At 57.3% G+C, this 26,691-nt stretch carries 31 protein-coding genes and 2 pseudogenes; 24 read left to right on the plus strand and 9 right to left on the minus strand.

Translation table 11 applies throughout. The annotated features are described in order from the left end of the window. Positions 1-54: 54 nt before the first annotated feature. Positions 55-1,491, plus strand: coding sequence for a transposase (locus NO877_RS17855; protein WP_303647028.1), 1,437 nt, complete (start codon positions 55-57; stop codon positions 1,489-1,491). 308 nt (positions 1,492-1,799) lie between these two features. On the opposite strand, the gene NO877_RS17860 is transcribed toward NO877_RS17855, so the two are convergent. The 3 genes from NO877_RS17860 to NO877_RS17870 form a co-directional block, all read right to left on the minus strand. Further along, positions 1,800-2,780, minus strand: coding sequence for a DUF7983 family protein (locus tag NO877_RS17860; RefSeq protein WP_256397690.1), 981 nt, complete (start codon positions 2,778-2,780; stop codon positions 1,800-1,802). A gap of 100 nt (positions 2,781-2,880) precedes the next feature. Next, entirely contained in the window at positions 2,881-3,486 is a 606-nt protein-coding gene (locus NO877_RS17865; RefSeq protein ID WP_256397691.1) for a site-specific integrase, read from the minus strand. A 231-nt stretch (positions 3,487-3,717) separates the two neighbouring features. Then, complete coding sequence (locus NO877_RS17870; RefSeq protein ID WP_010890466.1) at positions 3,718-4,329, minus strand: HD domain-containing protein; 612 nt, start codon at positions 4,327-4,329, stop codon at positions 3,718-3,720. 373 nt (positions 4,330-4,702) lie between these two features. On the opposite strand from NO877_RS17870, the gene NO877_RS20040 reads away from it, so the two are divergent. The 7 genes and pseudogenes from NO877_RS20040 to NO877_RS17905 all read left to right on the plus strand — a co-directional run bounded on the left by NO877_RS20040 (position 4,703) and on the right by NO877_RS17905 (position 12,448). After that, positions 4,703-5,506: a hypothetical protein gene (locus NO877_RS20040; protein WP_136361184.1), complete on the plus strand. Its 804-nt coding sequence runs from the start codon at positions 4,703-4,705 to the stop codon at positions 5,504-5,506. Continuing rightward, complete coding sequence (locus tag NO877_RS17880) at positions 5,503-6,747, plus strand: PD-(D/E)XK nuclease family protein (protein ID WP_256397693.1); 1,245 nt, start codon at positions 5,503-5,505, stop codon at positions 6,745-6,747. The genes NO877_RS20040 and NO877_RS17880 overlap by 4 nt, the downstream gene beginning before the upstream one ends. After that, complete coding sequence (locus NO877_RS17885; RefSeq protein WP_256397694.1) at positions 6,737-10,216, plus strand: UvrD-helicase domain-containing protein; 3,480 nt, start codon at positions 6,737-6,739, stop codon at positions 10,214-10,216. The genes NO877_RS17880 and NO877_RS17885 overlap by 11 nt, the downstream gene beginning before the upstream one ends. A gap of 289 nt (positions 10,217-10,505) precedes the next feature. Further along, positions 10,506-10,715 carry a hypothetical protein gene (locus NO877_RS17890; protein ID WP_256397695.1) on the plus strand — a complete coding sequence of 70 codons (210 nt, stop codon included), beginning with the start codon at positions 10,506-10,508 and terminating at the stop codon, positions 10,713-10,715. Positions 10,716-11,207: 492 nt separating this feature from the next. Further along, positions 11,208-11,390 (plus strand): annotated as a pseudogene (locus NO877_RS17895) (helix-turn-helix transcriptional regulator); the annotation flags it as partial. Between the two features lie 107 nt (positions 11,391-11,497). Beyond that, a pseudogene (locus NO877_RS17900) lies at positions 11,498-11,599 on the plus strand (PadR family transcriptional regulator); the annotation flags it as partial. A 507-nt stretch (positions 11,600-12,106) separates the two neighbouring features. After that, positions 12,107-12,448, plus strand: a complete 342-nt coding sequence (locus tag NO877_RS17905) for a hypothetical protein (protein ID WP_256397696.1) — start codon at positions 12,107-12,109, stop codon at positions 12,446-12,448. Positions 12,449-12,513: 65 nt separating this feature from the next. Here NO877_RS17905 and NO877_RS17910 read toward each other — a convergent pair whose 3' ends face one another. The 3 genes from NO877_RS17910 to NO877_RS17920 all read right to left on the minus strand — a co-directional run bounded on the left by NO877_RS17910 (position 12,514) and on the right by NO877_RS17920 (position 15,473). Then, a complete protein-coding gene (locus tag NO877_RS17910) occupies positions 12,514-12,957 on the minus strand; it encodes a pyridoxamine 5'-phosphate oxidase family protein (RefSeq protein WP_256397697.1) in 444 nt (147 codons plus the stop codon). A 480-nt stretch (positions 12,958-13,437) separates the two neighbouring features. Continuing rightward, positions 13,438-14,841 (minus strand): sensor histidine kinase, encoded by a 1,404-nt coding sequence (locus NO877_RS17915; RefSeq protein ID WP_256397698.1) that lies wholly within the window; start codon positions 14,839-14,841, stop codon positions 13,438-13,440. A 233-nt stretch (positions 14,842-15,074) separates the two neighbouring features. After that, a complete protein-coding gene (locus NO877_RS17920; RefSeq protein WP_256397699.1) occupies positions 15,075-15,473 on the minus strand; it encodes a hypothetical protein in 399 nt (132 codons plus the stop codon). 67 nt (positions 15,474-15,540) lie between these two features. Here NO877_RS17920 and NO877_RS17925 point away from each other — a divergent pair, with 67 nt between their 5' ends. The 9 genes from NO877_RS17925 to NO877_RS17965 all read left to right on the plus strand — a co-directional run bounded on the left by NO877_RS17925 (position 15,541) and on the right by NO877_RS17965 (position 21,840). Beyond that, entirely contained in the window at positions 15,541-16,707 is a 1,167-nt protein-coding gene (locus NO877_RS17925; protein ID WP_211312975.1) for an ISH3 family transposase, read from the plus strand. 379 nt (positions 16,708-17,086) lie between these two features. Then, positions 17,087-17,464: a winged helix-turn-helix domain-containing protein gene (locus tag NO877_RS17930; RefSeq protein ID WP_012289575.1), complete on the plus strand. Its 378-nt coding sequence runs from the start codon at positions 17,087-17,089 to the stop codon at positions 17,462-17,464. Then, positions 17,461-17,742, plus strand: a complete 282-nt coding sequence (locus tag NO877_RS17935) for a DUF7521 family protein (protein ID WP_049892643.1) — start codon at positions 17,461-17,463, stop codon at positions 17,740-17,742. The genes NO877_RS17930 and NO877_RS17935 overlap by 4 nt, the downstream gene beginning before the upstream one ends. A gap of 245 nt (positions 17,743-17,987) precedes the next feature. After that, positions 17,988-19,214 carry an MFS transporter gene (locus NO877_RS17940; protein ID WP_012289573.1) on the plus strand — a complete coding sequence of 409 codons (1,227 nt, stop codon included), beginning with the start codon at positions 17,988-17,990 and terminating at the stop codon, positions 19,212-19,214. A 315-nt stretch (positions 19,215-19,529) separates the two neighbouring features. Next, a complete protein-coding gene (locus tag NO877_RS17945) occupies positions 19,530-19,910 on the plus strand; it encodes a hypothetical protein (RefSeq protein WP_050033547.1) in 381 nt (126 codons plus the stop codon). A gap of 83 nt (positions 19,911-19,993) precedes the next feature. Next, positions 19,994-20,431, plus strand: a complete 438-nt coding sequence (locus NO877_RS17950) for a DUF8025 family protein (RefSeq protein WP_006186968.1) — start codon at positions 19,994-19,996, stop codon at positions 20,429-20,431. 108 nt (positions 20,432-20,539) lie between these two features. Further along, complete coding sequence (locus NO877_RS17955; RefSeq protein ID WP_006186967.1) at positions 20,540-21,031, plus strand: DUF7995 family protein; 492 nt, start codon at positions 20,540-20,542, stop codon at positions 21,029-21,031. A 105-nt stretch (positions 21,032-21,136) separates the two neighbouring features. After that, a complete protein-coding gene (locus NO877_RS17960; protein ID WP_006186966.1) occupies positions 21,137-21,538 on the plus strand; it encodes a DUF6166 domain-containing protein in 402 nt (133 codons plus the stop codon). Positions 21,539-21,561: 23 nt separating this feature from the next. Further along, positions 21,562-21,840: a DUF7389 domain-containing protein gene (locus NO877_RS17965; protein WP_012289570.1), complete on the plus strand. Its 279-nt coding sequence runs from the start codon at positions 21,562-21,564 to the stop codon at positions 21,838-21,840. Positions 21,841-21,966: 126 nt separating this feature from the next. Here NO877_RS17965 and NO877_RS17970 read toward each other — a convergent pair whose 3' ends face one another. After that, positions 21,967-22,218, minus strand: a complete 252-nt coding sequence (locus NO877_RS17970) for a hypothetical protein (protein ID WP_012289569.1) — start codon at positions 22,216-22,218, stop codon at positions 21,967-21,969. Positions 22,219-22,402: 184 nt separating this feature from the next. Between NO877_RS17970 and NO877_RS17975 the strand changes: the two genes are divergently transcribed. From NO877_RS17975 to NO877_RS17985, 3 genes are all read left to right on the plus strand, one after another. Beyond that, complete coding sequence (locus NO877_RS17975; protein ID WP_256397700.1) at positions 22,403-22,624, plus strand: DUF8129 domain-containing protein; 222 nt, start codon at positions 22,403-22,405, stop codon at positions 22,622-22,624. A gap of 54 nt (positions 22,625-22,678) precedes the next feature. Next, entirely contained in the window at positions 22,679-22,978 is a 300-nt protein-coding gene (locus tag NO877_RS17980) for a hypothetical protein (RefSeq protein WP_049892640.1), read from the plus strand. A gap of 130 nt (positions 22,979-23,108) precedes the next feature. After that, positions 23,109-23,474 (plus strand): DUF7568 family protein, encoded by a 366-nt coding sequence (locus NO877_RS17985; protein WP_012289567.1) that lies wholly within the window; start codon positions 23,109-23,111, stop codon positions 23,472-23,474. Positions 23,475-23,501: 27 nt separating this feature from the next. Here NO877_RS17985 and NO877_RS17990 read toward each other — a convergent pair whose 3' ends face one another. Continuing rightward, the gene (locus NO877_RS17990; protein WP_256397701.1) at positions 23,502-23,636 is read right to left on the minus strand and encodes a hypothetical protein; all 135 of its coding nucleotides are present in this window, start codon (positions 23,634-23,636) and stop codon (positions 23,502-23,504) included. Continuing rightward, entirely contained in the window at positions 23,633-24,253 is a 621-nt protein-coding gene (locus NO877_RS17995) for an SDR family oxidoreductase (protein ID WP_012289566.1), read from the minus strand. The genes NO877_RS17990 and NO877_RS17995 overlap by 4 nt, the downstream gene beginning before the upstream one ends. Positions 24,254-24,418: 165 nt before the next feature. Between NO877_RS17995 and NO877_RS18000 the strand changes: the two genes are divergently transcribed. The 4 genes from NO877_RS18000 (at position 24,419) to NO877_RS18015 (ending at position 26,660) form a co-directional block, all read left to right on the plus strand. Then, a complete protein-coding gene (locus NO877_RS18000; protein WP_049987713.1) occupies positions 24,419-24,838 on the plus strand; it encodes a hypothetical protein in 420 nt (139 codons plus the stop codon). Further along, positions 24,838-25,113: a hypothetical protein gene (locus NO877_RS18005; RefSeq protein WP_012289564.1), complete on the plus strand. Its 276-nt coding sequence runs from the start codon at positions 24,838-24,840 to the stop codon at positions 25,111-25,113. The genes NO877_RS18000 and NO877_RS18005 overlap by 1 nt, the downstream gene beginning before the upstream one ends. A gap of 123 nt (positions 25,114-25,236) precedes the next feature. Continuing rightward, complete coding sequence (locus NO877_RS18010; RefSeq protein WP_012289563.1) at positions 25,237-26,238, plus strand: DUF6610 family protein; 1,002 nt, start codon at positions 25,237-25,239, stop codon at positions 26,236-26,238. A gap of 74 nt (positions 26,239-26,312) precedes the next feature. After that, complete coding sequence (locus NO877_RS18015; protein ID WP_012289562.1) at positions 26,313-26,660, plus strand: DUF8013 domain-containing protein; 348 nt, start codon at positions 26,313-26,315, stop codon at positions 26,658-26,660. Positions 26,661-26,691 lie beyond the last annotated feature (31 nt).

Here is a 26,691-nt window from a genome sequence, read left to right on the forward strand (position 1 = left end):
ACTTCTATCAGATCTTGATCAACTGGTCTTGGACGTTTTGCTATCAGTACCCACATGGCTACGACCCCCGAGTCGCGTCGAACAGTCTTTCGCCAAATCGCTCATTGTTCCTATGTCGATTGGCCAACGTATGGGTCTAGCCCGCTGTTCGATCGTTCGTCGCTTCCCGCACTGGAGTCGGATGTCCGCGTGGTCGCAAAAACGTGGTTCCAACAAGACGAACACGAGGGCGTTGAACCATTCGTCCACACATTACCGCTTGCATACGTCCAGTTCGATCCCCACGACCGGTATGCAGGATCGACGAGCTACGAGATGGAGACACTATTTCGCTTGTTCCTGCTGAAAGAATGCCATGGCTGGAACCACGAGACTGCCCTCGTCGAATACCTCACCCAGCACCCTGATTTCAGCGAACAGATCGGCTTGGAGTCGGTCCCCGATCAGTCAACCCTGTGGCGCAGTTGGCACCATCGCTTCACTGCAGATCTCCGGAACACGGTCGAAACCACAGCGCGAACGATCCTCATCAAAGCCCAAAATGCGGGTGTCTCTGTTCCACGAGAACCAGAACGGCAGAGCCGCAGACACCATGACGAGAATGAAGAATCGGACCCCGCTGATCAGACCATATTAGAGCAGGCCGAGGCCGTCACTAACCGCGTCAGCGACGTTGCGTTCCCAGCGTTCTCATTGGACCGTGGTGAGGGCTGTGAGATCCATGAGAATGCCTACTGGGACCTTCAGACCTATCTGGGGCTTCGAGAGAACTTAGCTGTCAACGAAGGGGCTCGGAGTTTCATCCACGAATCGACCCGAGATCGAACACCTTTGGGCCACGCCCATCGCGAGCATGTGCGGGATCTCTCCATTGAGCAGATACGCGAGATGTACCGCCAAGCCGTGAGTCGTCTCTTAGATCGAGTCGCAGAGACCGAGGAGTTCTTCCGAGCCGGTATTGTCGCGATCGACATCACAGAGTCCGACCCGTTTACTGGCAATCGTGCGGGTCACGAAGACGAGATTATCGGCACGAAAGAGAACACCGATGAGTATGCCTACCAGTGGGCGACAGTCCAACTGGTCGGGAATGCCGTCCCAATCGTCTTAGATGCGCGCCCAGTCCGGAAGGGGGACACGCGCAAGGAGATCGTCACGGACCTCTTGGATTCGGCAGAGGCGGCTGTTCATGTCGATAACGTGCTGATGGACCGGGAGTTCGACAGTCAGCACATCCTGGAGATGCTGAGTCAACGCGGGCTGTCCTACGTCGTGCCGAAGCGGATGCAGACGAGTGAGAAAGCGCAAGCGAAACGGCTGCTCAAGAAGGGAAAAGATCGCTACGAGGCCGATCGGAAATTACACCTCGGCGACAACGAGTGGCACTCGACGACGCTGATCTACCGACGGAAAGAGAACTCCGAACACACCGATCATCAGCAGTATTCGGTGTTCATGACGAATCGAAATAGCGGGCTGAGCGTGTCATAGAATACGTCTCACGCCCTCTGCATGACGATTATCCATCCCCAACTTCGCGCTTAAGCCCGTAATCTCGTCACCCAATAGTTATATTCAAAATAGAATTTGCGAATTATATTTGTTGGGAACTATTGTATGACAGGCTCGCCTTAACTAAACACGACCGGATCTGCAGGCGGTGTTCAGATAAGGATTGAAAGGTGAGGTGGAGCGTTTTCCGTGTGTCCATAACCGAATGCGCTAGCCTCAGCCATTGTACGTAGCGATTCAACGGGAGTGTCCCCGCAGTCCGTGACCCGGTCTCGATCTCCTCGCGGTCACGAGAGCTCTGATCCGGTCCGGAAACTCGTCAGCTCATCGATCCGGCGTTCTAACTCCTCGATCTCCTCGCGGAGCCCCTCCGCGTCATCCTCCTCATTGTCTGTGGCCGCAAGTTGATCTTTGAGCCCCTGCAGACGACTCTCCTTCCGGTCCTCGTCTACCTCCGCCTTCCGGACGTACTCCGACTCCTCGACGTCGTACACGTCCGCTTCTGACAACTCCGTCACCTCCAGCACCTCCGCAACCTTCTCCCGGTCCACACCCACCACTCGCTCCCGCTCAATCCCCGCCTCCTCAACCAGTTCCAGAACCTCTTCGTCGTCTTTCAGTGACCGCCGTCGCCGCGTCGTCCGCTGGACGGAGCCGAACGGCCCGCTGACCGGCCGGTCGTGATGGAGCCGACCCAACAAGACATCGCCCACCGATTGGCGAAGTTCGTTGGCGTTCCGTTGCACATCCGAGAGCAGCGTATACAGATTCACCAACCCATCCGTCTCCAGCTCTTCCAATACATCCACCTCGTGGCGTTCGAGCGCGTCCACAAGCAATACCGCGTCCGCATACACGTCTAACTCCGGCTCCGTCCGTCCTTGGTTGTCCTCAACGGACGTGTCAGCGTCGACTCGCTGGCTGGCGGTCGATCCCTCTGTTTCGACGATCACACCCCGCTCCTCATCGATTTCAAACCGGGGATGCACGCTCAACACAGCCGAGTATGGGTCGGCGTCCGGCGGAAGTCGATCGAGGTCGAACCCGTCCGGCGCGTCGGTGACACGGGCATACAACGATTCGAACTGTTCCCGGTGGAGCGGCCGCGTCTCATCGATGTCGCGGTCGAGAAACTCGATGATGACACGGTGCTCCTGGACATCCGTAACCTGGAATTGGGTATGCGACAGCGGCGTGATGAGCGTTGCCTCAGCCGGCAGCGCGTCTAACTCATCCAAGAGCGTGTGCCACGAGACGCTGAAAGCCATACCTGAGCGTTAGCCCCCGGACCCAAAATCATCTGGGCTTCCCATCAGAGTCCGGAGTGACCACTCGGGCGTGGAGTCTCAAAATCGGTCTCGTCGTCAGTCATGCGAGGTCCGCGTTCTCGAACGCCTCATTCACAACCTCCGGTGTCGGCGCGTTCAGGTACGGCTCAATTGCTTGGAACGAATCCCAACCTCCAACCTGCATCACGACCCGGGGGTTGACTTGTTCGTCGACGAGAAGCCGCTGGGCGAACCGCCGCCGGAGATCGTGGCTGGAGACGTACTGGAAGTCGTCGTCGCCGGTCTCCTCAGCAGCTCGCTCGGCGGTGCGCTTGACGACGTCCCGGACACCACGCTCGGAGAGATCGACGAGTGACTCGTGGCGGTCGATGTTCTCGGCGTTGGTGTAGCGGTGGATGTCGCCCTCGACGTCGGCAGGTAGATAGGCGTCTCGCGGCTTGCCGCCGTTCCCGGTGGTGTCTTTGCCTTCGGGAACGCGGAGGCGGTAGTGGTCGCCGTCCTCGGTACGCTTGACGTGCTTGGGGCAGATCTGGGGGATCTCGAAGGCGCGGAGGCTGACGTAGCCGCCGAGTTGGATGACGAGATCGTCGCGGTGACTCGCGGCCGCCCGCCGCAACTCGGTGAGCTCCGCGTCGGTCATCCACACCTTGTACTCGTCTTCCTTTGCGGTCGCCTCAAGTCTCATGCAGACTTCTATAACAACCTTGCACTTAGTGGTGTGGGTGACACCGTGATCGAGGCGCTATAGGCCCGAATATCGGGTAATCGTTTCCGAGTTGTCCGACAAGTCGTCACTGAATCCTAGTTGCGTACTCAACGCACATTCCTTGGCCAGTTTCCAATTAGAGTGAACGGGTTGAGATGCTAAGTATAGGGTGTACACTGACCGAGGAACCTGTAAGTGACAAAGACTAATTCATAGTTGGCAAGGTCGTCCGATTTCGCTTTCGTATTCCGATTTGATTTGCTTAAACAGGTCCTGGCCGAATTCTGTCTGGAAGCGTGGCGCGGCGGTAGCAAAGAACTCGTCTAGATTCTCGAACTCGGTGAAGTGGTCAGTTGTTTCGGCTTCATCGTACCTATTTTGGCGCTCATACTTGAGCGCCTGGAGACAATTATCAACAAGATCCATGTCTTTGACGAACTGTGCCGTCGGGGTGTCACGGGCTTCGTACTCTTCCCAGAGCGACAGCAGTTCGGAATCGTTGAAGGGCCCGACGAGATCGGTTACCGCGCTCCGTTCAGCCGTCTCTTTCTCGGACGTGGGAATGGTCTGGCGTCCGTCCTCCGCACGGGTTGCAATATCGCCCGTGCGAGCTTCGCCGAGGTCGTGAATGAGGGCCATCGTCACTGCTTTCTGGCGGTCAACATCTTCTTGGTCGGCATAGAGCAGACAAAGCGCCGCTGTCCCCCACGTGTGGGCTGCGACCGATTCAGGCGAGTCGACATTCCGGAGTTCCCATCCCGTCCGAAGTTCGTCCTTCAGGTCGAACCATTCGAGCAAGGATCCGAGTTCGTCTGTCATCATATCGGGGAAACAGCAAGCGGCCAATTCAAAATATCGAGATGATTCCGCCGAGCACCCACACTCAGTCAATAAGTTCGCAACCCTACTGAGCGGCTGTTTCACTCCTAATCCGCGCTATGAAAACTCCGCTCGATGTGGTGAGTGGCTTCAATACATATGGGGGGTTAGTGAATCCACCCCCACTTGCGAAATATCAGACAAGTCGGTAGTAGAATGTTAGACTTGAGGGGGTCCAGCGAAACAATATTACTAGCGGGCTTTGAAAATATTATAATACAGATCACATCCTCCAATCACAATACGTGGCAAGGATTCGGTGAGTAGCGAGCTAGTCCCTCTTGGCCATCCCTCTTCCACTAACTCTGACACCTCAATGACTCAGACACAGCAAGAACAACTTCCGAAGAATCTGACTCTCCACGTAGGAAACGAAGCATCTCTCTTAGAACGTGCAGACCACTCAACCCAACAGACGGAGTTGGTGTTGGCTCCCGTGGAGCTACACCGTCGAAACATCCAACGCAGACTGCGAGAATCCCAGACCCCAAAAACAAGTTTCCAATTCAGCGACCCGACAACAGTTGGGAAACAGCTCCTTGACGTCGCTGGCCTGCCGACAACGACGGTCGACCGCATCGATCGTTTATCGATGATTCGCTCCATACTGTCGGACGAGGATGTGTCGATCGCGTCACCGGTTGTGCCGTCGGAGCCACAGAGTGTTGAGCAGATTCGGACGGAGATTGAGGCTGTGACCGGCTTCCATCCGGAGCGACTCGACATCGTCCAGGATGTCGTTGGTGGGCTTCAAGCGCCGATCGATGCGGATGGCGCTGAGTTGCTTGACGCCGCAGTCAGTATCGAACAGGCACTCCGCCAGGTGACATCGACATCGACGTCGGTCTCTGACGTGGCGTTCGTTCGCCGCGCGGCGCGGGAGGTTCTTGCGACTGATGGTGCGATTTGGGAAGACGCGTTTCCAGACGTCGAGCGTGTATCACTAGTTGGTGTGAGCAGTGTTCCCGCTGCCTACATTGACCTCCTGCACGCCGTCCTGGCGTCGGTGGCCGTGCCGGTGCACGTCCATTTCCGGCGTGGGACTGGCTCATACCTCACTCAGCGGGCCTCGGAGTTGTTCGACGTCGCCAGCCCAGGAATGGTGGTGTTCGAGTCGTGACCGCGTCCGGTCGGCTCGCCCTTGCTGAGCCACTCGATGGCGCTGATGTCCCAGTTGCGGAGGTGGTGACGACGACGCGCCGTGAGGAGGCGCGAACCGTGATGGCGACTGTAGCCGCGTTACGTGATGTTGGCGTGCCGGTCCGTGACATCGCTGTGGTTGCACGCGACATGGACCAGTACGAGGAGCCACTGTATCGGGCTGCGATCCAATACGGGATTGCGCCCGTGTTCTGGGTGCAGCTCAGAGTAACCCAGACGCGGCCATACGCACTCATTGAGTCAGTCTGCGACGTACTGGGCGCGGAGGAGGTGTCTCGGGAGGTCCTATGTCGCCCACTCGAACATCGCTGGTGTCCCCCATCGGAAACATCGCCGTCATCATCGTGGCCACTTGATTCACAGACAGTCCAGCGGTTGATGCAGGAGCTACCAGATGAACCACGAACACTCGAAGCGTGGCGGGACGATCTTGCCACAACTCAGGAGAGAGATGACTGTCTCATGACGTACATTACGTGGCTCACCGACTGTCCAGAGCCAACGCCGACTGTAGTCACAGATCGCCTCCTCAGTGTTGTTGACCGGTATGAGGAGCTCGGGCTGCCGGTGACGAAAACGCGTGATTGCCCGGCGCTTATTGAGACAGAACGGGACGCGCGAGCAATCATTCGCGTGAAAACGCTCATCCAGCAACTTCGCTATAAGTACGCTGACCGCCTCGATGAAGGATCGCTTGACCAGTCATGGAGTAGCGTCGCGGAGTTGAGTCAGTTGATCGCAACCCAGCGACCCGGTCGACGAGAACACTCGAACGCACATGCCGTGGATGTCTTCGAAGCGAACGACATCTGGCTGTTGGACATCCCGTACGTCATCGCCGTTGGATTAGTGGACGGTGAGTGGCCGGCGCAACCCGAAAGCGTTGTGCCCCCAGAACTTCAGGAAGAAATCCTTCGGGGAGAAGGGCGTACAGGAGCGCTTGCACCGCGGACGGCGTGGACGACTGGCCGAGACCGTGACCAGTTTGGGGACACCGTGCAGGCCGCTGGAGACGGGTTGGTCGTGACTCGCCACACCGAATCCACGTCTGGTGACGAGCGACGACCATCTCCGTTACTGGACCAGTTGAACACCACAGTCGTTCCAGCCGATGAGCGACGACAACTGGTGAGTCCCAGTCGAGACCTCCCAGACGCTGTCGAAGCGATGCTCAACGAGGAGGAGACCTATGCCAAGTGACGAGCCGATTCGACTGCGGAACGCACAACGAACCATTCGTGATGCGTACTTCCAACATGAGTCTGGATTGTTCACGCTCAACTGCGTTCCGGGCGCAGGGAAGTCAGAGGTCTCCGACCACATCGGTGCAGAGGACATCCTTCGTCGGTATGTCGCGGGGGATCCAACACCCGAGCAGCGAGTCGCAGTCATCTCATTCAACCGCAGCGAGGCGGAGAATCTCATCCCGGACATCTGTACCCGGCTTCGAGAACTCGTCGAACACGATCTGATCCCCGCCGCGAACGATGTATCTGACGAGGAACTGGAATACCTGATTCAGCGAATCAGACACGCTCCTTTCGTCGGAACGATTGACGGTGTCCTTCGGGACGTGCTGAGTGATATCGCTCCCGACATCGGTTTCGAGGAGATGCCAATCGTCGGAAACCCCGCTCGACAGAAACAGCTGCATGCCACCTGTTACCGGCGGATTCAGGAGGACTCCGACATCGTACAGCGGCTGGCGCGGCTGGAGGCTGCGTACCCCGCTGGTGAGCACGGTGACGACATGACCGAGATGCTTGAGACTGCGGTCACGTACTGCCGAAGCCGCCGACTCTCAACCGATGAGTTCCGGACTGGTCTTGAACAGACCGTTGACGACACCTACCCGGACGGCGCTCCAGACTCGTTCGGTGACATCATCACCGCAATCGAACGCTATGTCGGCGCAGACGTTGACAAGAATGCCTACGACGATATTGGCGGTGAGGAGCGCGACGCGATCTGTGACGCAGATGCGCGTCTCTACGACGCCTGGCGTGCTAGAGTCGACGACTTCTGCGCGGTCCTTGAGACGTACCGGCGAACGTACCGGCATGCCATCCGTGACGAGGAGGTCGTGTCACACACGGATGTTGCGTACCTCGTCGACGCGTACTTTGCTGGCCGACTCGATGACATTGATGACGCTCAGCGATCCCGCGTCCAACAGCGGTATCACACGCGGATTCGGAGCCTGATTATCGACGAAGCGCAGGACGTCTCTGCGATCCAGCACGCGGCACTCTCGCACCTAGTGACATCCAATACGCGGGTGTTTTGCGCTGGAGATCTCCTCCAGAGCATCTACCGCTGGCGGCACGCTGACCCAACTCTCTTCGAGACCGCGGCAGACGAAGGCGAGTATTTAGGAGTTGATTGGGATATTCACGAGCATCGGACTGCGACAACAACGTACCGATGTGTTCCGGACATCGCTAGTGCGATCAACGAAATCTCCGAGGCGACACTCACAGATCCTGCCCGTGGAAACCTCGGCGACGTAAATGTCCGATATCCGGGGCTCGAAGCGAGTCGGGACTCAACGACTGGTTCGAGTATTCATATCGCGGCCTTCGACCCAATTCCGGCACATCCTGATTCAACTACCTGGGTCAATCCTGACGAGGAGAGCGGGGAAGCGGCGAAGCTGGCAACGCTTATTGCCAATGGGCTCGCAGACGGAACGTTCACTGACGACAACGATGCCCCTCTCGGAATCACCGTGTTGTTCCGGTGGTCGGCGAAAATGGACGAGTACGAGGACGCGTTTGACGAGGAAGATGTGAGCGTGCGGACAGCGAGTGAGAACCTCTTCGAATGTCCGGTCGTGAATACGGTACTCGATGTGTGTGAATGGTTAGTCGAGCCGGCTGACCCTGAACAGACTCGCCAGCTTGTCACGGAGTCGAGTCTCGGACTTGAGTCGCTCAAACCTGCCTTCGAAACACATTGTTGGAGCCTTGATGCGGTGCTCAGCGACTGCGAACTCACGGACGCCCACCAAGACATCCTTAACAGTCTCATCGAGCTCCGCAACCGGCGTGAACGGTTCTTCTCGCAGCCTGCTGGAACATACGTCGAGGACATCATCAAGGCGCTTGCTCTCCGGGCAGACCCCCACGAACGCTTCGACATCACCCCGGCACAGCGAGTCGCCAACCTCGATGCACTCGTTGATACCCTCCAAGAGTGGGAAACGGACGACCACATAGACCTACGCGAACTTTCCGAGCTGATCGACCCGTTCCGCCAACAGGCCCACTTGGGCCCGAACCAGCCAAGCACCGCTGACACAAGCCACGATGTGGAATTTCGGACAATCCACGACGCAAAAGGCGACCAAGACGACGTCATAGTCGTAGCGAATCCTGGCTTCGACCTCTGGAAGCACGGGCCACAAGCGCAACGCTTCATTTCTCAAGGCAGTATCAACGCCCTCAGGCCACCAACAAACACCGACACCCCCGAAGACGTGTCGCTCCCACCGTTCACCAACGGACTGTACGAGCCAGAAAACCAGTGGGACCGCGACGTCGGATTACGATGGACGACAAGTCACTGGTGTAATAATATCGAGGACGCTGCAGACCCGACATCGTTGCTCGGTCCCGACCGACTCGTCCGAGCGGCGGCGAACAAGCGAGCAGAAGCATGGCGACTGCTGTACGTCGCTCTCACACGGGCACAAGACCACCTCGTTGTCCCACTCCCACGGTCACGCCCCTATGAACCACGGCCACGTGACCGGTGGCTCGACACGATTCGAGACGCCCTCAACTTCACCGGCGATCAGACAGGGACGTACACGGTTGATACAGAACCGCATTCCTTCGACGTCGGCGTCAACGACGTCGCCCTGGATGCAACATGGCGGAATACGTCCCGTTCCCGGGATGACGACGTCGCCGTGAACCCCCCGTGCCGCGCGGATCTCGCTCCCTGGGTGCCACGGTTCGTCAACCCGAGTACGATGTACCCACTCACCGAAGCCCCCGACACACACGTACTCAACCACCTCCTCGGGAACGCCCTACATACAGACGCGAACGACGTTCCGGACCACGTCCCCCTCCGGTTCGACACCCTCGGCCCAGACGACATCGGCTCCTGCTTACACAAGGTACTGACCACACTCGTCGACCGTGACGTACCGGAACCCACACTCCGCAACGCCGGCGACGAGGTTCGACACGTGTTCGACGACATCCTGAACGACCATGCTAAACGGATCGGCGACGATGAACGCGACGAACTGTTCACCTTCTTCGAAGAGGAGGTACTGGACGACTTCCTCGCGTCAGATCTATGGGCGCGAATCCAGCGGGCCGAGCGAGTTACCGTGGAGAGACCAATCGATGGCCTCGTGACGAACAACGACGTTGAGATTGAGGTCCACGGAACGAGCGATTTCGTCGTCGAGTCACCCTCAGGCGAGCAGCATGTGTCCGACGTGAAGATCACACTGACGAAGCCAACGGCAGAGACCCAACGGCGGTACAAACTTCAAGTAACGGCCTACTCGTACCTGTTTGAGCAGCAAGAACACTCGACAACCCCCGTAGACGGGACAGTGGAAACCTTCGGAGTTGCGCGTGACACGATCGACCCATCTTGGCCGGCTGATATTGTCGAACGGAGACTTTCAAATCTCATTCGACAGTAGCCGGCAATCGCATTGCAACACCCAGATTTGTAAAACGCTTTTTGTAGAGGATTGTTGGTGGAGAGCCTTCCGGCGATTTCGCTGTCGTTGTGTCTCACTGGTGGACGGGACCGAACAGGGGTGTCACCGTTTCTACCGAAGGTTCGATTGACCCAGACCGAGACGAGAGTTCGCTACCAACAAACTCCGCCACAAGAGCGGGGGTGGAAACAGATTTGACTGGCGACGGGAAACAGGAGACACGATGGCAGAGCGAGAGGCAGACACCGCGGACAGTGGAGCGTTGCCAGTGGACCCGAGGGACCTGCTAGCGGTGGCAACTGACGAGTCCGTCGACCCGTACCGACGGGAAGCCGCTATCAAACGCCTCGGGGAAGTCTCTGGACCCTCAGAACGCTATCTAGAGGCGTTGGCTAGCGGTGAGGCGTTGTCGCCGATTGAGCAGTCGTTGGCGACGACCGTCCTCGACGAGCGGTTGCGTGCGCGGACCAACGAGTAGCCCTAGGTGGGCCACCGTCGAGACAGTAGTGAGAACCCCGACCAGTGTTATCAGGCGTAATAGCTGCCCCAGTACGCTTATCTGTGCGGGTTGATGGGTCGTGATTGGTGGCCGCGGAGGTTGTCACACGCTCCACACCCGCCACCTGATACCCCTTCCTCACGTACCTACTGAGAACGGGAAGCCAGCGACCACTACGTTGGCGTGGATGCGTACAGCTGGGGGGAGACGAGAGTGCTCCGGGCCGCCGGCTGCTGGCAGGAAACATCCACGCGTGTGGGAATAAGTGGCAGTCATCTGACGGCGAGTCAGGTCGCTAATCTCCCAAGAGGCTATCTGGTACCAGCGACTGCCAACAGGCGTGTCGTCTGTGGCTGATCTAGGTAGACGAGGGCTCTGAGCAGTCTTCCTGTCTAGTTGCGCCGCTCATAGCAAAGGTACTACGGTCGAGGTGTTCCGAAGGCCTATATTTTCTACCGTGAACTAGGGTGTATGCACGATTTGACGGGGTTTCAGCGTGATCTGCTGTACGTCATTGGCGGGTTAGATGAGCCACACGGGCTTGCTGTGAAGGCTGAAATGGAGGAGTACTACGAATCCGAAATCCATCACGGGCGGCTCTATCCGAATCTTGATACACTCGTTGACAAGGGCTTGGTTGAGAAAGGCGAGCTATAGTAATCTCCAGAAGTGTCTACTCACATCTCTCACCAGATCCTCAAGAACCGACTAAGCTCGCCGATCTACGATGGGTGCCACTACAAAGACTTCCAGATTCTACTATAGACCAGCGCACAAACTCCTATGCGCTCACCCGGCGTGGACGCCGCGAGCTTACTGCTCGCCGCGAGTGGGAACAGCAATACGTGACACCCGAAGAGTAACTGTTCGCACGGGCTCGTCCTCTCTGCAAACGCTGGGGTGTCCTCTGTCTGGCCGACAGCAACGTCAACCAGAAATTGAAGGCTTAGTCGAGATTGCCGTCAGCCCCACTCACAAACAGATGAGTTCTGTTGATGCTCACTCCAAACGAGGGGTGGGGTACCGAAAAATTACGGAGCGATCTGAATATCGAGCCAAATCCTATATTGCCTTATTCTAGAGTATTAGCCAATAAGAACCCTCTCTCCATTTCGCACACGGGGGGTGTGGTCCAAACTGTTCTCCATTCGAAAGTGGGGACTGTATATTGAGTACGCCAGGGTATCATAGAACAGTTCGCACACTCCTTTGTTCTCCTGAATCGCTCAGTACAGACAAGCTACTAACCAAGTCAGCGTGTTTCGAGTGGCGAGAATCCTGAAACGGTATGTCTGGTCCCGTCGGGATGGGGTGATGGTAACGATAAGTTTCTTCGAATTGTTATGCTGCTATCGACTCACCACGTAAATATGACTGAATCCACGGCAATCAGGATAGCTGCCCGAGACCGGATGCTAGCCGTAGACCTGCTCGACCCTGATGAAAACCGGGTCGAAACAGGAATGTCCAACACGATTGACGGCGACACGAAAATTACCTATCAGGGGACGAGAATCCAGAAAGGAGTTGGCGGCCCCGAGATATCCGAATGGGTCCTACAATTCGGCACTAGTGTATCTGCAGGTCTCTTAGGGAACTGGATTTATGACCAACTCACCGGTCGGGACGTGGAATCTTTGGAGATTGGTGGTGAGGAAGTGGATGTGGACGAAGACTCGATTCAAACGAAACTGGAACAGTATCTCGATTAGCAGTAGTTGCCAATACGGGTTCTTTATTCAGTGGTAGCGATGAAACGCCCGTTCAGTATATCTGCTTATTGGTCTTCGGAGTTGGGGGTGAAAATGTTGAACTGTCGGCCGGTGATTGCGGTTGGCGTTAAGCGGTAGTAGTCCACTGTGAACTCATCGGGTGCCGTGTCGGGGTAGATGTTCAGGGTTGGAATAGAGGCGTTTTCCGTGATTGCTGTGGCGGCCTTGGTTTCCTCGTCTTCAAGAACCGGTTCGAGTGTTCCACTTACAGTGACGCTCTTTGCCGGCTGTTCCTCGTAGACCGTGAACGTCGCTGTCTCTGTTGTTTCGAGATACGCTATTTTCTTGCTCTCCGGTGTATAGACGAATTGGAAGTACAGTGCCTCACCGTCGTAGCCAAATGACATGGGCGTTGAATACGCTTCTGTCCCGTCAGTGAGCGCTAAAACACCCACGCCCGACTCGAAGAGTAATGTATCACTTTCTGCCCGTGATAACTCTGTAGTCATATCAGTACGCACTCCTTATGGACTCGAATATGTTTCGGTGCATACTTCAAGTTATTGAATGATAGTTCACCTGTATTCACTGATTCAACATCCAATATAGTCCGCTCCGACCCCTCCTCTGACCCCTCCAATTTCGACAACGGAGACTGCGGCGTTGACGGTCTACGACGAACAGCCAGCATAGAGCGTCCTTGTGCACGGTTCGATTGAGGCTGTCCTCAAAGACGACGAAATCAAGGCCACCACAGCAATCACGGAAAACGCCTCTATTCCAACCCTGAACATCTACCCCAAAACAACACCTGGCAAGGTCAGAATGGACAACTACCGCGTAACGCCAACCGAAATTATCGGTCGCCAATTCAACACATTCACCCCCATCTGGCGACCATTAACATCCTCTTCCTGCCGAAGCCGAAGGAATCCCAAGCGTTGGCACTGACGGTCGCTGTTCTCCCGTAAGGATTCAACCGTCGGTATCTATTGCACGCCGGTGATTTCGAATCGGGCACCGCCTTCGCTACTGTCGGTAGCGGATACAGTCCAGTTGTGGGCGTCAGCAATCTCTTTGACGATCGATAGCCCGAGCCCGGTCCCGGTTTCCGAGCTTGTGTGGCCGGCCTCGAAGACTTGGTCGCGCTCCTCGGCGCGGATTCCGGATCCATCGTCGGCAACATAGAAGCCGTTATTGAGGTCGCCGACGGTGATTGTGACGTCGTTGCCGCCATGTTCGATAGCGTTCCGGAAGAGATTTCCGAACAGTTGGCGCAGCCGATTCTCGTCGGAAGCCACTGTTTGCTCTGTCTCAATCTCTAAGTCCGCCCCCTGTGTCGCTACTGTCTTCCAGGTTCGGGAGACACAGTCGTCAAGCGACACAGGCTCCGTCTCATCGATGGTCTCGCCTTGGCTCGCTAGCATCAAGATGTTCTCGATGAGCTCTTCCATTCGTGCGTGTGCATTCTGTATCCGCTCAATTTGGGGGTTGTCAGACTCTGCAGCGATTAAATCGACGTGCCCCTTTGCCACATTAAGTGGATTGCGGAGGTCGTGGCTAACGACGTTCGCAAAGTCCTGTAATTCTTCAGTCCGATCGCGAAGTTCATCCTCAAGCTGTTTCCGATCAGTGATATCAATATATGTGGCTAGCAGTTCGTCTCGTTCTCCATCGAGCGGCGTCGCGTTCAAAATAAACGTCCGGTACTCGCCATCTGCAGCCTGACGCGTGACTTCCCGTCGAGCACGTTCCCCTTGGGTAAGCCGGTCGTTAATCTCCTGTGCTTCCGCCGTATCCGCGTCATCGACAATTAACCGATCAAGGGATGCACCACCTAATTCACGCCCCGTAAATCCGAATTTGTCTCGAAATGCCTGATTAGCTTGTTTGATTACCGGGTCGTCCTGTTCAAGATGGGTGAGCACGAGTGGAACAGGAACAGCATCGAAGAGGTCCGCAAAGCGATCGCGTTCGCGCTCAACTCGTTCTTGGGCCTCTCGAAGATCGCTGACGTCCTCGTTGACAGCGACGAACCGGGTGATGTCCCCCTCGTCGTCTGTAATCGGGGAAATCGTTTGTTTGACGACGTACCGCTCGCCGCTCTTTCGCTCGTTGATGATTTCGCCTTGCCACACGTCACCGGACAGTATCGTATCCCAGAGCCGTTCGTAGAACAAGTCACCGTGGACGCCAGACTGCAAGATGTTGGCGTTGCTGCCGATTGCTTCCTCGGCACTAAATCCAGTTTGCTCCTCAAATGCTGGGTTGACGTACTCGATTGTCCCAGTGGTGTCCGTCCAATAGATAGAGTGGCCCGTACTCTCGACTGCCGCGCGAAACGGCCGCATTACAGTTTGATCTAAATGCCTCTCCTTCTCCGACGCACACATAATAGAGACTGGTATTGACTTACGTTTAACAGTATCGCTGGCCCCCATACGCTGGTTCACTCAGGATTCGCTGGTAAGAACCCGCTTCGATGTGATGCGTAACTTCGGTAAGTACAGGAAATATACTGACAACAGCCAGCCGGAATGTGCCACTTCTTGAGAATTTCAACAGAGCCGCTTTGCTCAGAACAGCATTTCCTGGGCAGTTTCGCTGATTGGGGCAGTTGTGCCCGCTAATAACTCGTTACAGTATAGTTAGGGTTGACCCCCTCCAAGAGTTCATACAAAATGGCCTCTATTCGGTTGGCCTGATTCCTTCCACTAACTGACACCGTCTGAGGCTGTTGCGCGGCTACCTTTACCGTAATGCTATCTCTGAGAGTTAAACCGCTCCAAGATTCTACTCTTACTTCCGCATCAGTAGCGGTTGTGTTAACGGTGAATTCAACATTAATACTTTGGCCTGGTGGACCTCCACCCTGGCCCTGACCTCCACCCTGGCTTGTGACACTGATTATCGATATGTCCCCTTCTTTATTGACCCCACCGCCGTTATCCCTGCCACCGTTCATGGCTTTTCCACGGAAGATAACTCTGTGTTCTTCTCCACCACCAGGGATTGAGACATTCACATCCTCACCAGACCCATTATCAGTACATCACAAAGCCGCTTAGTTAGAACGTCTGCTTGCTGAAGGTGTGTCTACGACCCAGCAAGCAGACAGTGAGATTCACGAGGACCAGCTCCTTAACTTCCTCGTCAACTGCCTTGACGAGGAAGTTTCTCTGAATCTCGCCAACAACGCTGAAATCGATGCAGAGGACATCTACGAGGTCCTCGTCGGCGCGACCGCCGACGGGACCTCGATCTCCACGCTGTGCAACTCCAGTGAAGACTCGCTATCGGCGAACACGATTCTCTATCATCTACGGACGAAGTTCGAGCCGGAGCGGCTCGAACGAGTCGCTAACACGCTTCTTCGCCGAGACATCGTCGAACTGCTCCCCGAGCAGGTGGAGGTCTGCGCAGACCTCCACCTGCGGCCCTACTACGGTGATGAAGACGACACGGAGAACCTCTATCACTCCGAGGCGAAGCGTGGAACCACCGCATTCCACGCCTACGCCACACTCTACGCGCGTGTGAAGAACAAACGCTACACGCTGGCGGTGCGCCGTCTCGAAGACGGCGACACCGCCAGCAGCGTCCTCGCTGAGTTCCTCGGTGTCCTAGACGGCCTTGACACCGAGGTCAAGGCCGTCTACCTTGATCGCGGATTCTACGACAGCAAGTGTCTCACGCTGCTTCAGGCGCACAACTACGCCTACGTAGTCCCGATCATTCAGTGGGGAAAGACGATTCAGCAGGAACTCTCGGAAGGGTGGAGTCGCGTCATCCAACACGATCTGACAGGGAAACTCGACGGTCACAGCTGGACCGTCGAGTTTCCCGTCTACATCGACTGTACGTACCTGAACGGGAAGTACGACGACCACGGCGTGGCGCGTCACGGCTACGCCGCTGACGCGCCGTTCATCGAGAGTCCACGCGACGCTCGATACCACTACAGCAAACGGTTCGGTATCGAGTCGAGCTATCGGTTGTCCGAGCAAGCGATAGCGACGACAACGACGCGAGATGCAACGGTGAGACTGCTGTACGTCGTGGTGAGTCTGCTGTTGCAGAACGTCTGGCGGTATCTGCACTACGAATACGTGGCGACGCCGCGCCGAGGCGGGCGTCGCCTGTGGTGGTGGCCGTACAAGGAGTTCGTGAATATGGTTCGACGGGCCGCGTGGACGGCCCTCGCGGTGCGTCGGGCCGTCCCCGCGAACCGGCCACCGGATGACCGGTTCTACCGGTAGTCACCGACCGAGCAAGCGTCGTCGCAAGTGGCAACGCTGTCGCGTCGGCGGCTGAGCGCCGCCGACAGCGACAGCTCCGCCTTCGATCAGCGTTGCTCAACCGTGATCGACGACTCACCACAACAAAACAGGTGGCTCAGGTCACACTAACTGGCAATGCTTTGTGAGGTACTGAACCTGTGCTCGTCTACACGAGAAGGGATATATCCATTCACGCGGCCGAGGACGCTATGAGGTCACTGAGAATGGAGTCAGACAGATTTGAGATGGATGCGATTGATACTCTCGAGGAGCCGATTTCTGTTCCAGACTACGTCCACTCTCCATTGTTTGAGTTGTAATCGGATGCCATATCCCCAATACCGTCTAAAATTAGAGTATGGTGAGCGATCCCGCGTCATCTGAGGACTCTCCATCGTTGCAGAATGTCCTTGATGCGCTGGACGACGCCAACTGTCGAGCTATCCTCCGTGAAACAGCTGAACCCATGACCGCGAACGAACTCATCGACGCCTGTGACATACCCAAATCGACGTTGTACCGGAAACTAGAACTCCTTAGTCGAGCCTCCCTCGTCCGCGAACAGGACACAATCAATCCTGGTGGGGGTCGAACTACGCGATACGAACGAGACTTCGACGATGTGACCATCTCTATGGACGACGAAGACGACTTGTCGGTAGCCGTGAAACGCCCACCACGGAGCCCCGACGAACGCCTCGAAGATATTTGGTCGAAGATGGGGGATGAGTTATGATGTGGACAGGACCGGCCATTGTCGTCGTGAAGACGGTGATCCTGCTGTTGGGGAGCGGTATCACGTATATCGCGTACAAGGCGTATCGACGAACAGGCACGCCCTCACTGCGAGCGCTCGGGATCGGGTTCGGTGTTATCACGTTCGGCGCGCTGCTCGCAGGAATTGCACATCAAATCCTCTCCGTCTCACTCGAATTGGGCATTCTAATCAATAGCGTCCTTGTTGCGATAGGATTGGCTATCATCATGTACTCACTTTATCTCGAACGCAGGTGAAGACAGCTCCGCGACTACGAAGGCGAGTACGTAAGTTTGAAACTCAGTCTGACCCATTTTGGAGAAAGTACGGTGTATCGAGTATGCAACTGCGTTGGCACGCGGTTTCTGTCGGCCCGCCAGTACGCTGATTGTGGACCGGATAACGCTGACCGTTGCCTCGGCGGTATCTCACTCACGCCCCACTACCGTACACAGCGCTATTCGATGTAGTATCGGCAAGCGAATTTCGAACGACAACATCCATGAGAACAGCTCTATCCAACCCACTCACAGACATCCAGCAATCACAGACAGTCCTCATCATCTTTGCGAGTACGCTCGTGAGTGTGATGGGCGTCTCCCTCATCAGCCCAGCACTGCCGACGATTCAAGCAGCATGGAACATCTCGGCGAGTCAAGCGAGTCTCCTCATCTCGGCATTTACCTTGCCCGGTATCGTTCTCACACCGTTCATCGGTCTCATCGCCGACCGCGTTGGTCGCAAACGTGTGCTCGTCCCTTCGCTATTCTTGTTTGGCGTGAGTGGCATTGCAGTCGTGTTTGTCGACGAATTCACAACGCTTCTCGGTCTCCGCGTCGTGCAGGGAACCGCTGGCAGTGCCATCATGAGTCTCACCGTGACGCTGCTCGGTGACCTGTTCTCGGGGGAACAGCAGAGTCGTCTCATTGGACTGAACGCGGCAATCCTCGCCATCGGCGCGGCTGGCTACCCCTTACTGGGCGGTGGCCTTGCGCTGCTCTCGTGGGCCGCGCCGTTCGTCTGTTTCGCACTCGGTATTGTCGTCGCCGTTGCCGGCTCTGCGATTCTCCCTGAACCCGAGAGTAGCATGGATTCGTCCGGACTGTCGTACGTCGTTAACGCAGCTCAATCGGTCCCAACACGGACGGCTCTCGGGTTGTACGTCGCTATTTTCGGCATTTTCTTTGTTCTCTATGGCGCACAGCTCACGGTCGTCCCGTTCATTCTCGACGAATCCTACGGCCTTTCTTCTGGGATGATCGGGCTGTTGCTCGGACTCCCAGCGGTGACGATGGGGGTGACGTCCTCACAGTCGTCCCGTCTCATGCGCCATCTCTCACCCCCGCGGCTCATCACACTCGGTTTTGTGACCTACGGTATCGGGATGACGCTCGCTGCACTCGCCCACTCGATCACCGTCCTTGCCGGCGCACTGTTCCTTTTCGGTATCGGGCAGGGATTCGCGGAACCGATCACCGATACAGCACTGAATACACTCGCGCCCGATGCGTTCCGCGGCGGAATCATGAGTATCCGAACGAGCGTGCTTCAGTTCGGAACGACCCTCGGCCCGCCAGTGTTCGTTGCTGTTGCCTCAATTGTGGGCTACACCGATACGCTCCTCATCGCCGGTCTCGCTGCCCTCGCTCTCGGCATCTCTGCGTTCGGCCTTCTCACGCTTTCAGAAACTGGGCAATCAACTCAACGTCGCACATTCACAAATGAGTGATTGATCTGTTCCATGAGCTTGTCTCTATCCCGAGTACGGTTGCCCCGCACCCACGAAAAGAGGGTGTAGATGGCTTCGTTCAGCGAGTGTTCTAGGCCCATATCTGCCCCTCGGAACGTAGGCCAATAGACCGAAGGCCGGTATCACAACAGATCTCGATACGTGCGTGTACTTGCTTGGGAGGTCTTCTAAACGCTTTCCGCACATTCGAGAGGAGCGAATCATCCACCGTCCCGTTCCAGAACCCAGTAACCGCAGTACGTTTGTTACCCCCTGAGGAGTGCGGGGGTAGGAAAGCGCCCTCGAGTACAACCTATGGCAACACTCCAAGCAGCGACGACGTCGACCGGCACGATTGTATCGGACGCACAAGCAGTCCGTCAGCTCTGTGAGAGCTATTGCTTCGGGACCCTCAACTGGGAGGTAGACGAGGAGGGCGAACTCATCATCTGGGGCTACGATAGCTTCGAGGTGTACGAAGCGCGTGAGAACGGTCTCCCCGATTATGACGGTGGGATCGTGACCCACGAGTTCCTCCGGCAGCTCGCGGAGTACATCGATGGCGACCAGGAACTCGACATCCAGACGGCCGGGTATACGAAGTGTCGATTTCCGGTCCTCGCCAAGCGGTACGTCATCCGCAATGGTGAGGTCCTTCACGCCGATCTGACCGGACTCGACCCGATCGGCGAATAACTGGTGATCATCCCTTGGCAGGTGAAGAGGAGTCGTTTATCGGGGGCTGACGGACTGAGCCCCACGTGGGGCTTCGTGATACCATGTCCGAGCAATCTACTGACGACTCGTTCGAGGACTGTGAGCTAGGCCCCGAGGCAATCCTCGGTACGCAGACGTTCGAAGACGTCCTGTTCACCGAGGAGACAGAGACCCCGGTGAATGTTCTTACTGGCGAGACGCCCGAGCATTCGCAAGCGAGCGTCGACGAAGCTCGGGCCTTTGCCGCCGGGATCGACACCGATACGCCGCAGATCGCGCTGCAAGCATCGGTCGAATCGCAGATCGAAACCGCGAGCAAACCGTACACGGCAGCCGCGTTCTTCCACTTCAAAGCGACTGGAACACTCGCACTCCACCGCGCCTACCACGCAGCGTACGAATCGGCGGCGTTCGCGGTCGATTTCGACGCCGACTACGAAACCGGTGACCTGACGATCACCGTCGAGGAGATCACTGGGTCGGAACGAGACGACGCCTAGCGAGCGCGTATTCCGGCGGTGTTTATCGAGCGCCGGCGATGGGTGCCGGCGCACCAAGCAGTGATGCGGAGCGGAGTCGCGTGCGTCGGCAGACCGAGGTGACAACCGATGCACATGGTCATTTACACGCTAGTTGAGGCATCGACACGAGATGATGCGCTCGCCACCGGAAAGACGGTGTTCGATCGACTCGTCGGCGCCGTGCCACACGCAGGTGCTGTCTTCGATTACTACGTGTGCTTTGACGAGGAGGACACGACGGTCGCTGGAACGGCCCGTTGGGGTGATCTCCCGGTTGCAGCTTCTGTGGAATCCGATGAGGGCGAGGAGCTGCTCGAACGCGGCTGGGAAGCCACGAAAGAGGAGTTTCAGCGGAATCTCGACCGGGTGAAGGAGGCACTCGACGAACACAGCGACGAGGAGATCATGCGCGATGCGGACCTCGCCCGGCACGCATTCCACCAGGTCGGTGCGTACGACGGGCCTTCGGTCTGCCTGTATGACGAACATGGCAGCGGCATCCGGCATCGAGGCCAGTTGGAGCGAATTCTCGACGAGAGTGACGATCTCTGGATTGTGCCGGCGGACATCCACTTCTGAGGGAACAAACCGGCCAGCTGCTCCGTGGTGCAGTGACCGCAGAGCATTTTTTTCGCCCCCTGAGGGGTGCGGGGGTGCTCGAACGAGCACACCTCGAATAGAACGATGAGTGGAACTATCGACTCACAATCAGTCGAACAGACACGCCCGAGAAGTGACCGTGACGTCGTCTACGTCGGCTATCGACAGCGAGGCCGCGCCATCGTGGAGAAACAGCCCGGTCAGGAACGGCTCACTCCAAATCGGAGTCTCGAGTTGGCGAGTCACAGTCCCTCTGGCTTCGAATGGGGATACGGGGGCAGTGGCCCGGCACAACTCGCGCTCGCGCTCCTGCTCGATTACTCCGACGACGAGGAGGTTGCGCTAGCGCAATACACGGAGTTCAAAAACCAGGTCGTAAGCCAGTTGGATTGCACTGGTCCCGGCGGGCGCTGGCGACTCACCGGCAGTGACATCGACGCAGTCCTTCGCGAGACATCCGACGAAGCGGCCGCACCGTCTATCTGAGCACCAATCACTGAGAGTAACATATGTCGGAACACAACCAGCCGTCTCGTGCGGATGTCGAATCGATAGAGAACAGTGAGCGGCCGTCACCAACGGAATACGTCGAACGCAGCGACGTCGGTGTCTCGCTGACCGTGAAGCTCAAGCGCGGAACCGGGACACGAGATGAAGACCAGATCAAAGCCAAGGTGAAAGCGAAAACGCTCGAAGACGCCCGAGAGGACATGGAGATCCTTCGAGCGTACGTTTACAAACTCGCCGAGGACGCCCGCCAAATCCAACCCGAGGAAGAAGACGAGTGAGCAGTCTAGCGGGTCTCACAAAACGATTTGGCAGGCCACAAATTTCGACTCGTTTTGACTGAACTATCTGTTCAATGTGTGTGCGAATGGGGCGAGTCGATTCAAAAATCGTAGTATCAGCTATTGCTAGGCCCAGTGAAGGAGATAAAGGAGATAGATGCTAGCGCCCGTAACGAGTATACCGACCGCTGCAAAGGCCACAACAGCCAAACCAGTTGTGTAGAATGCCATTTGAACCGCTTGAAGGCCAACGAGGATCGTGAATGCTGCCAGTATCGTCCAAAAGACAGTTGAGAGAACTGACCGTCCCGCTCTTGACATCTCCTCCCTCACGGCACGCCGAATTTCGGATTCAGTGAGGTTGTCGGAGTCAGCCATATCAAGTCCTACGCTCGCCATCCATTATATATTTAGCTTGTACCGAGCGATAAGTGTACTACCTGTACTGAGCGTTCAGCCTATTCGCCACACGACGCGAAACGAGGATGCACAAACTACTCTCTGACATTCTCAGTCCGGCGCTGTTTTTTCGTCGCCTCAGCAGGAGCGGAGGCGACACTCAGTGAGCAACTCCTCAGAGCAATCCACGGAATCGAGCGGCCTATCACCGGAACAGCGTCTCGAACCATCGAATACGGGACTTCTCAACGCCGGCATCGTGACGATTCACGACATGGAGACGCTGCGGGCCTGCGTTGCCTACGAGAACACCCACCAGAATCGGGTCCAGATTCTCCGGCGTCTCGAACACAGAGCCAGCGAACACCGCAAAGAAGAGGGCTGAGACAACGCTCGTGGAAGTTTTTCGGAGCCTCCAGTGGGTGGAGGCTCAATTCACATGAGCAATCGACCGGAAATCGAGATTCAACAGCAGACCGCCTTCGGAGACGATGGCCAGCTCGAAGTGACCGGGACGAGCGTCGAAACCTCCCTCGAGGACTTCGGTGCGGACGTGGACCACCGCGACCGTGATTCACGGCTCGATCGGCCCGAGGCGAGTGAGTTCGGCGTCGACGACCGTCCGGAGGTAGAACAATCGTCCGAGAGTGATCAGTCGAACCTCTTCGCCGATACTACCGAGGATCAGCAGACGCTCGCCGGCGACGATGCATCCGATCGCTGTCTCTTCGAGGAGTAACCAACAACCAGTTCGTTCGACTGGCTGTGTTGGGTAAGTGATGGTGAGAAGCGAGATATCGACTCGCGAGACTAGTCAATCCCCGAATCAAGCGACTGCGAGCCTCCCGAACGCGGGGGCATCAGTACCCATGCCACGAATTACAAATTGGACGCGTGAGAGCCGTACCCCGAAGCTAGCGTATCGCAACACAGAGACCAACGCGCACGCGGTGTTTCACCGAGCGCCGGACTCGTATATCCACAAGTGGCGTGCCGCGATCCTCGTCGACGGCTACCCGGTGTGGTCGCGCGGATTCGAGACGAAAGAAGCTACCTCGCTTCGCGATGAACTCCGAAAGCGACCCCACCCTGAGTTACCCTGTCCAGAGTGTCCGAACGACGACGTCGTCGTCGGCCAGAAGAGTGCTGACGGCGCGAAAGTCCAACGGTGGTTCGAATGTCGAGAGTGCGGCTACGAAAGCCGGTCAGCAATCATCTACGGCCCTGAACGCTGAACGAGAGTTCGGAAGGACACGTGCTCGTTAGCGGAAGGTGTCATAGAATAGTCCCTCCGAGATGAATTTCGGGATGATGCCGATGCCGTTCGCTGTGAGGAAGTCGGCGACGAGTGCAGAAAGGCCGTCGCACCAGCGCCAGAGGAAGGCGAATCTGATCAAACGGTTTCGAGCGCGCTCTCGATTGGTTCGTCGCCTTCGATCATCTCGAAGGTCTTCCCGTAGGTGTTCTCCGTGTCGAGTGCGGTACCGAGCGTGCGGGCAACGTCGGCGCGGGTGACTTGGCCGCGTTCGACCCGACGGGCTGCCTCAATCCGCCCGGTTGCGGACTCGTTGGTCAACTCCCCTGGTCGGACGATCGTCTCCGTGAGTTCGCTTGCTTGGAGATGCTCATCAGCCGCCAGTTTGGCTTCGAGGTACGGCCGAAGCGCGTCGGGACTCTCCTCAGGGTTGTCGGCATTGATCGCACTGAGCATGACAAAGCGCGGGACACCGTGCTCTTCGGCTTCGTCGATTAGCCTGATTGCACCGTCTCGATCGACGCCTTCGACGTCCTCGCCACCAGACCCCGCCGCGAAGATGATCGCGTCGCTTCCGTCGACGGCGTGGGAGACGTCCTCGGTGAGGTCCGCGACGACCACCTCGACGCCGAAGGCCTCCATCTCCGAGACCTGTGACTCCTCGCGCACCATCGCTTGGACTGTGTGATCGCTTTCGCTCAGCACCGCAGTAATATGCTGGCCGACCCCGCCGTGTGATCCTGCGATGAGTACGTTCATGGCGTCGTAACGGACGTGCGATAGCGCCAAAAGAATTCGTACTCGGGGAAGCTCCTGATCCGGCAGAGAGGTCATCAGAGACCACCACTGGCCCTTCACGAGGTAGTTTTTGAGCGCCCGAGAGGGGCGCGGGCGCAGGCGAATGTGCCCCCAGAGGTGACCAGAATGGACGATACAACCCAGACGATAGCGTACCGGCTGACGATCACCGTCGACGGCGTCGAGCTACCCGTCGATGAGGAAATGCGCCATGCACTCCTGGACGATCTTCGCGTAGCAGTCCGTGACCGAATCGGGGAGCGCCACGGCGTCGAAGTGGACCAGGACGACATCACCATCGCGACGGGGTATCGCTACGCGCAGGTGCCAGCAGAGTGTCCGCTCTGCAGCGAGCGTCTCGATCTCCTGAGTGTCCATCTGAACAACGAGAATGGCGCGTACGCGAGCGCGAAGTGTTCCGATGAAGACTGCGAGTGGAGCGGCGACGCCGTCTATCGCATCATCGACCTCGAAGGCGGCGAGAGCAACGCCATCGAGAGCAGCGTCCTGACCGGCGATATCACGCCGAGCTACGACCCTTACTGATGAATTCAATGGAAGACACGCCCACATTCACGCGTATCGAACCGATCTGCCCTCGCGACGGCTGCGACTCGCAGCTTGGTATTGGGAAACCCGTCTATGCAGGCGAGCAGACCGACATCGCCTACGCCGACGTCTGGTGTCAGAACGAGGCGTGTTCGTTCACTGCCTGCGCGCAGTTCGCACTCGTCGATCTTCTTCACGAAGAGGCGGACTCAGAGACGAGTCTCGTCCACGCCGGAGAGATCGACCCACTCGAGGCTCGATACCACCGATGAGTTAACCAACATCAGAAGCGGCTAGCTCTTATTGTTGGTTAAGATTGGCGTCTGCTCGTGGTTTTTTCTCGCCCCGAGAGCGAGCGCGGGGCGATCAACCCTGCATCTTCTGGGTGATTCGAGATGGCGCTCTCAGCACGTCCGACCAGCAGCATCGCGACTGAAATTACAGCCGCTCGGCAGGCTGACCACCTGGCGTTCCTCCACCGGGTTCCATTTGCGCTTGACGCATTCCGGCTCGGCTTTCTCACGGGCTTTCGCGAGGACTGTACCTACCAACAACAGCAGTACACAGACCTGGACCTACCGGTCGGGATGCTCGACAACGATTTTCGAAATCCCGACCTCGATCGGTATATCGAGCGCTTCTTCGAATACGAACCGGAGGTCGGTGTGATTGGCGACGCCTACGACGTCGACGAGGTCGACGAATACGTTGCTGCTGCCTGCGAGATCCAGGGAAGTTACCCGGACGCAGACCCCGTGATCGTCCCGAAGTGCCAGGCAGCGATCCACGCTGTCCCCGATGACCTCGTCGTCGGGTACTCCCGGGGATACGCTGATCGACTCGCTCACGAGTTCTCTGATCCTGCTGATTGGCGCGGGCGGCGCGTCCATATTCTCGGTGGCAGTCCACCCAAGCAACTCGATGTGATCGAGCAGCTCACCCGACCGACGCTGACGGGTGACCCACCTGCCGACATCGTCGGCCTCGACTGGAACGGGCTGCATCGTGGGGCGCAGTTCGGCGAGTTCTGGACGTCGGACGGCTGGGACGACAGCGGTCGCGACGCCGAGCACATGACAGTTCGGAAGACCGTTCGCCATGGCCTTGCCCAGATTCGCGAGTTCTGGCAGGCACACGGCGTCTGGCCCGAGTCGACGCCCCAAGAGGATGGACTTGAACTCGAGTATCATGGCCCGTCACCGACCCATCTCGATGGTGCTGCATGTACTGAATGTGAGGCGAACGTCTGGATGACCCGGCGCAGCCCCTACATCGCTGAGTACGACACGGGCGAGATCTGTGGCTACTGCAGCTATGATTGCTACTTCGCACATCGTCATCGGAACAATCTCGAGGAGCTCGCCGGCGAGCAGAGCGTGTACCTCCCGCCCGCATGACGCCACAAGCGGTTTTTCGTGCCCCCGGAGTGGGCGAGGGCTCGAAAAAGGCCTTCACACTGAGGTGAACTCCTGTGAGTCAACAACAGAGTACGAACGACGTCTCGATTGATGAGATTCCAGTCGATGTCGCGAACACCCAATCCGGCGAGGTCGATTCCGGCGAGGTGCCCGAGGAAATCCGATCGGTTACTCGTGAGCTAGCCGGCGAGCAGCCACCGACGAATCCGCTAGTCGTGTTGAAGGCCGCCCGCTGGTGGTACATCCACGGAAAGGGCGGAGCCGATCCCGCGTTCCAGTGGGCCATCGAGTGGGTACGACACCTCGCGGCCGACACCCCCAGCGACGTGGAACAGTTCGATGAGTTCCTCGAGTACCTCGTGGCGGTCGGCTTCGCTGACGAGAAAGCAGCCTTGCGGTGACCGCCGCCGCGAGTTTTTTATGCGCCCCAAG

Origin of the sequence: Halohasta litorea (assembly GCF_024494645.1) — an archaeon.
Classification (GTDB): Archaea; Halobacteriota; Halobacteria; order Halobacteriales; family Haloferacaceae; genus Halohasta; species Halohasta litorea.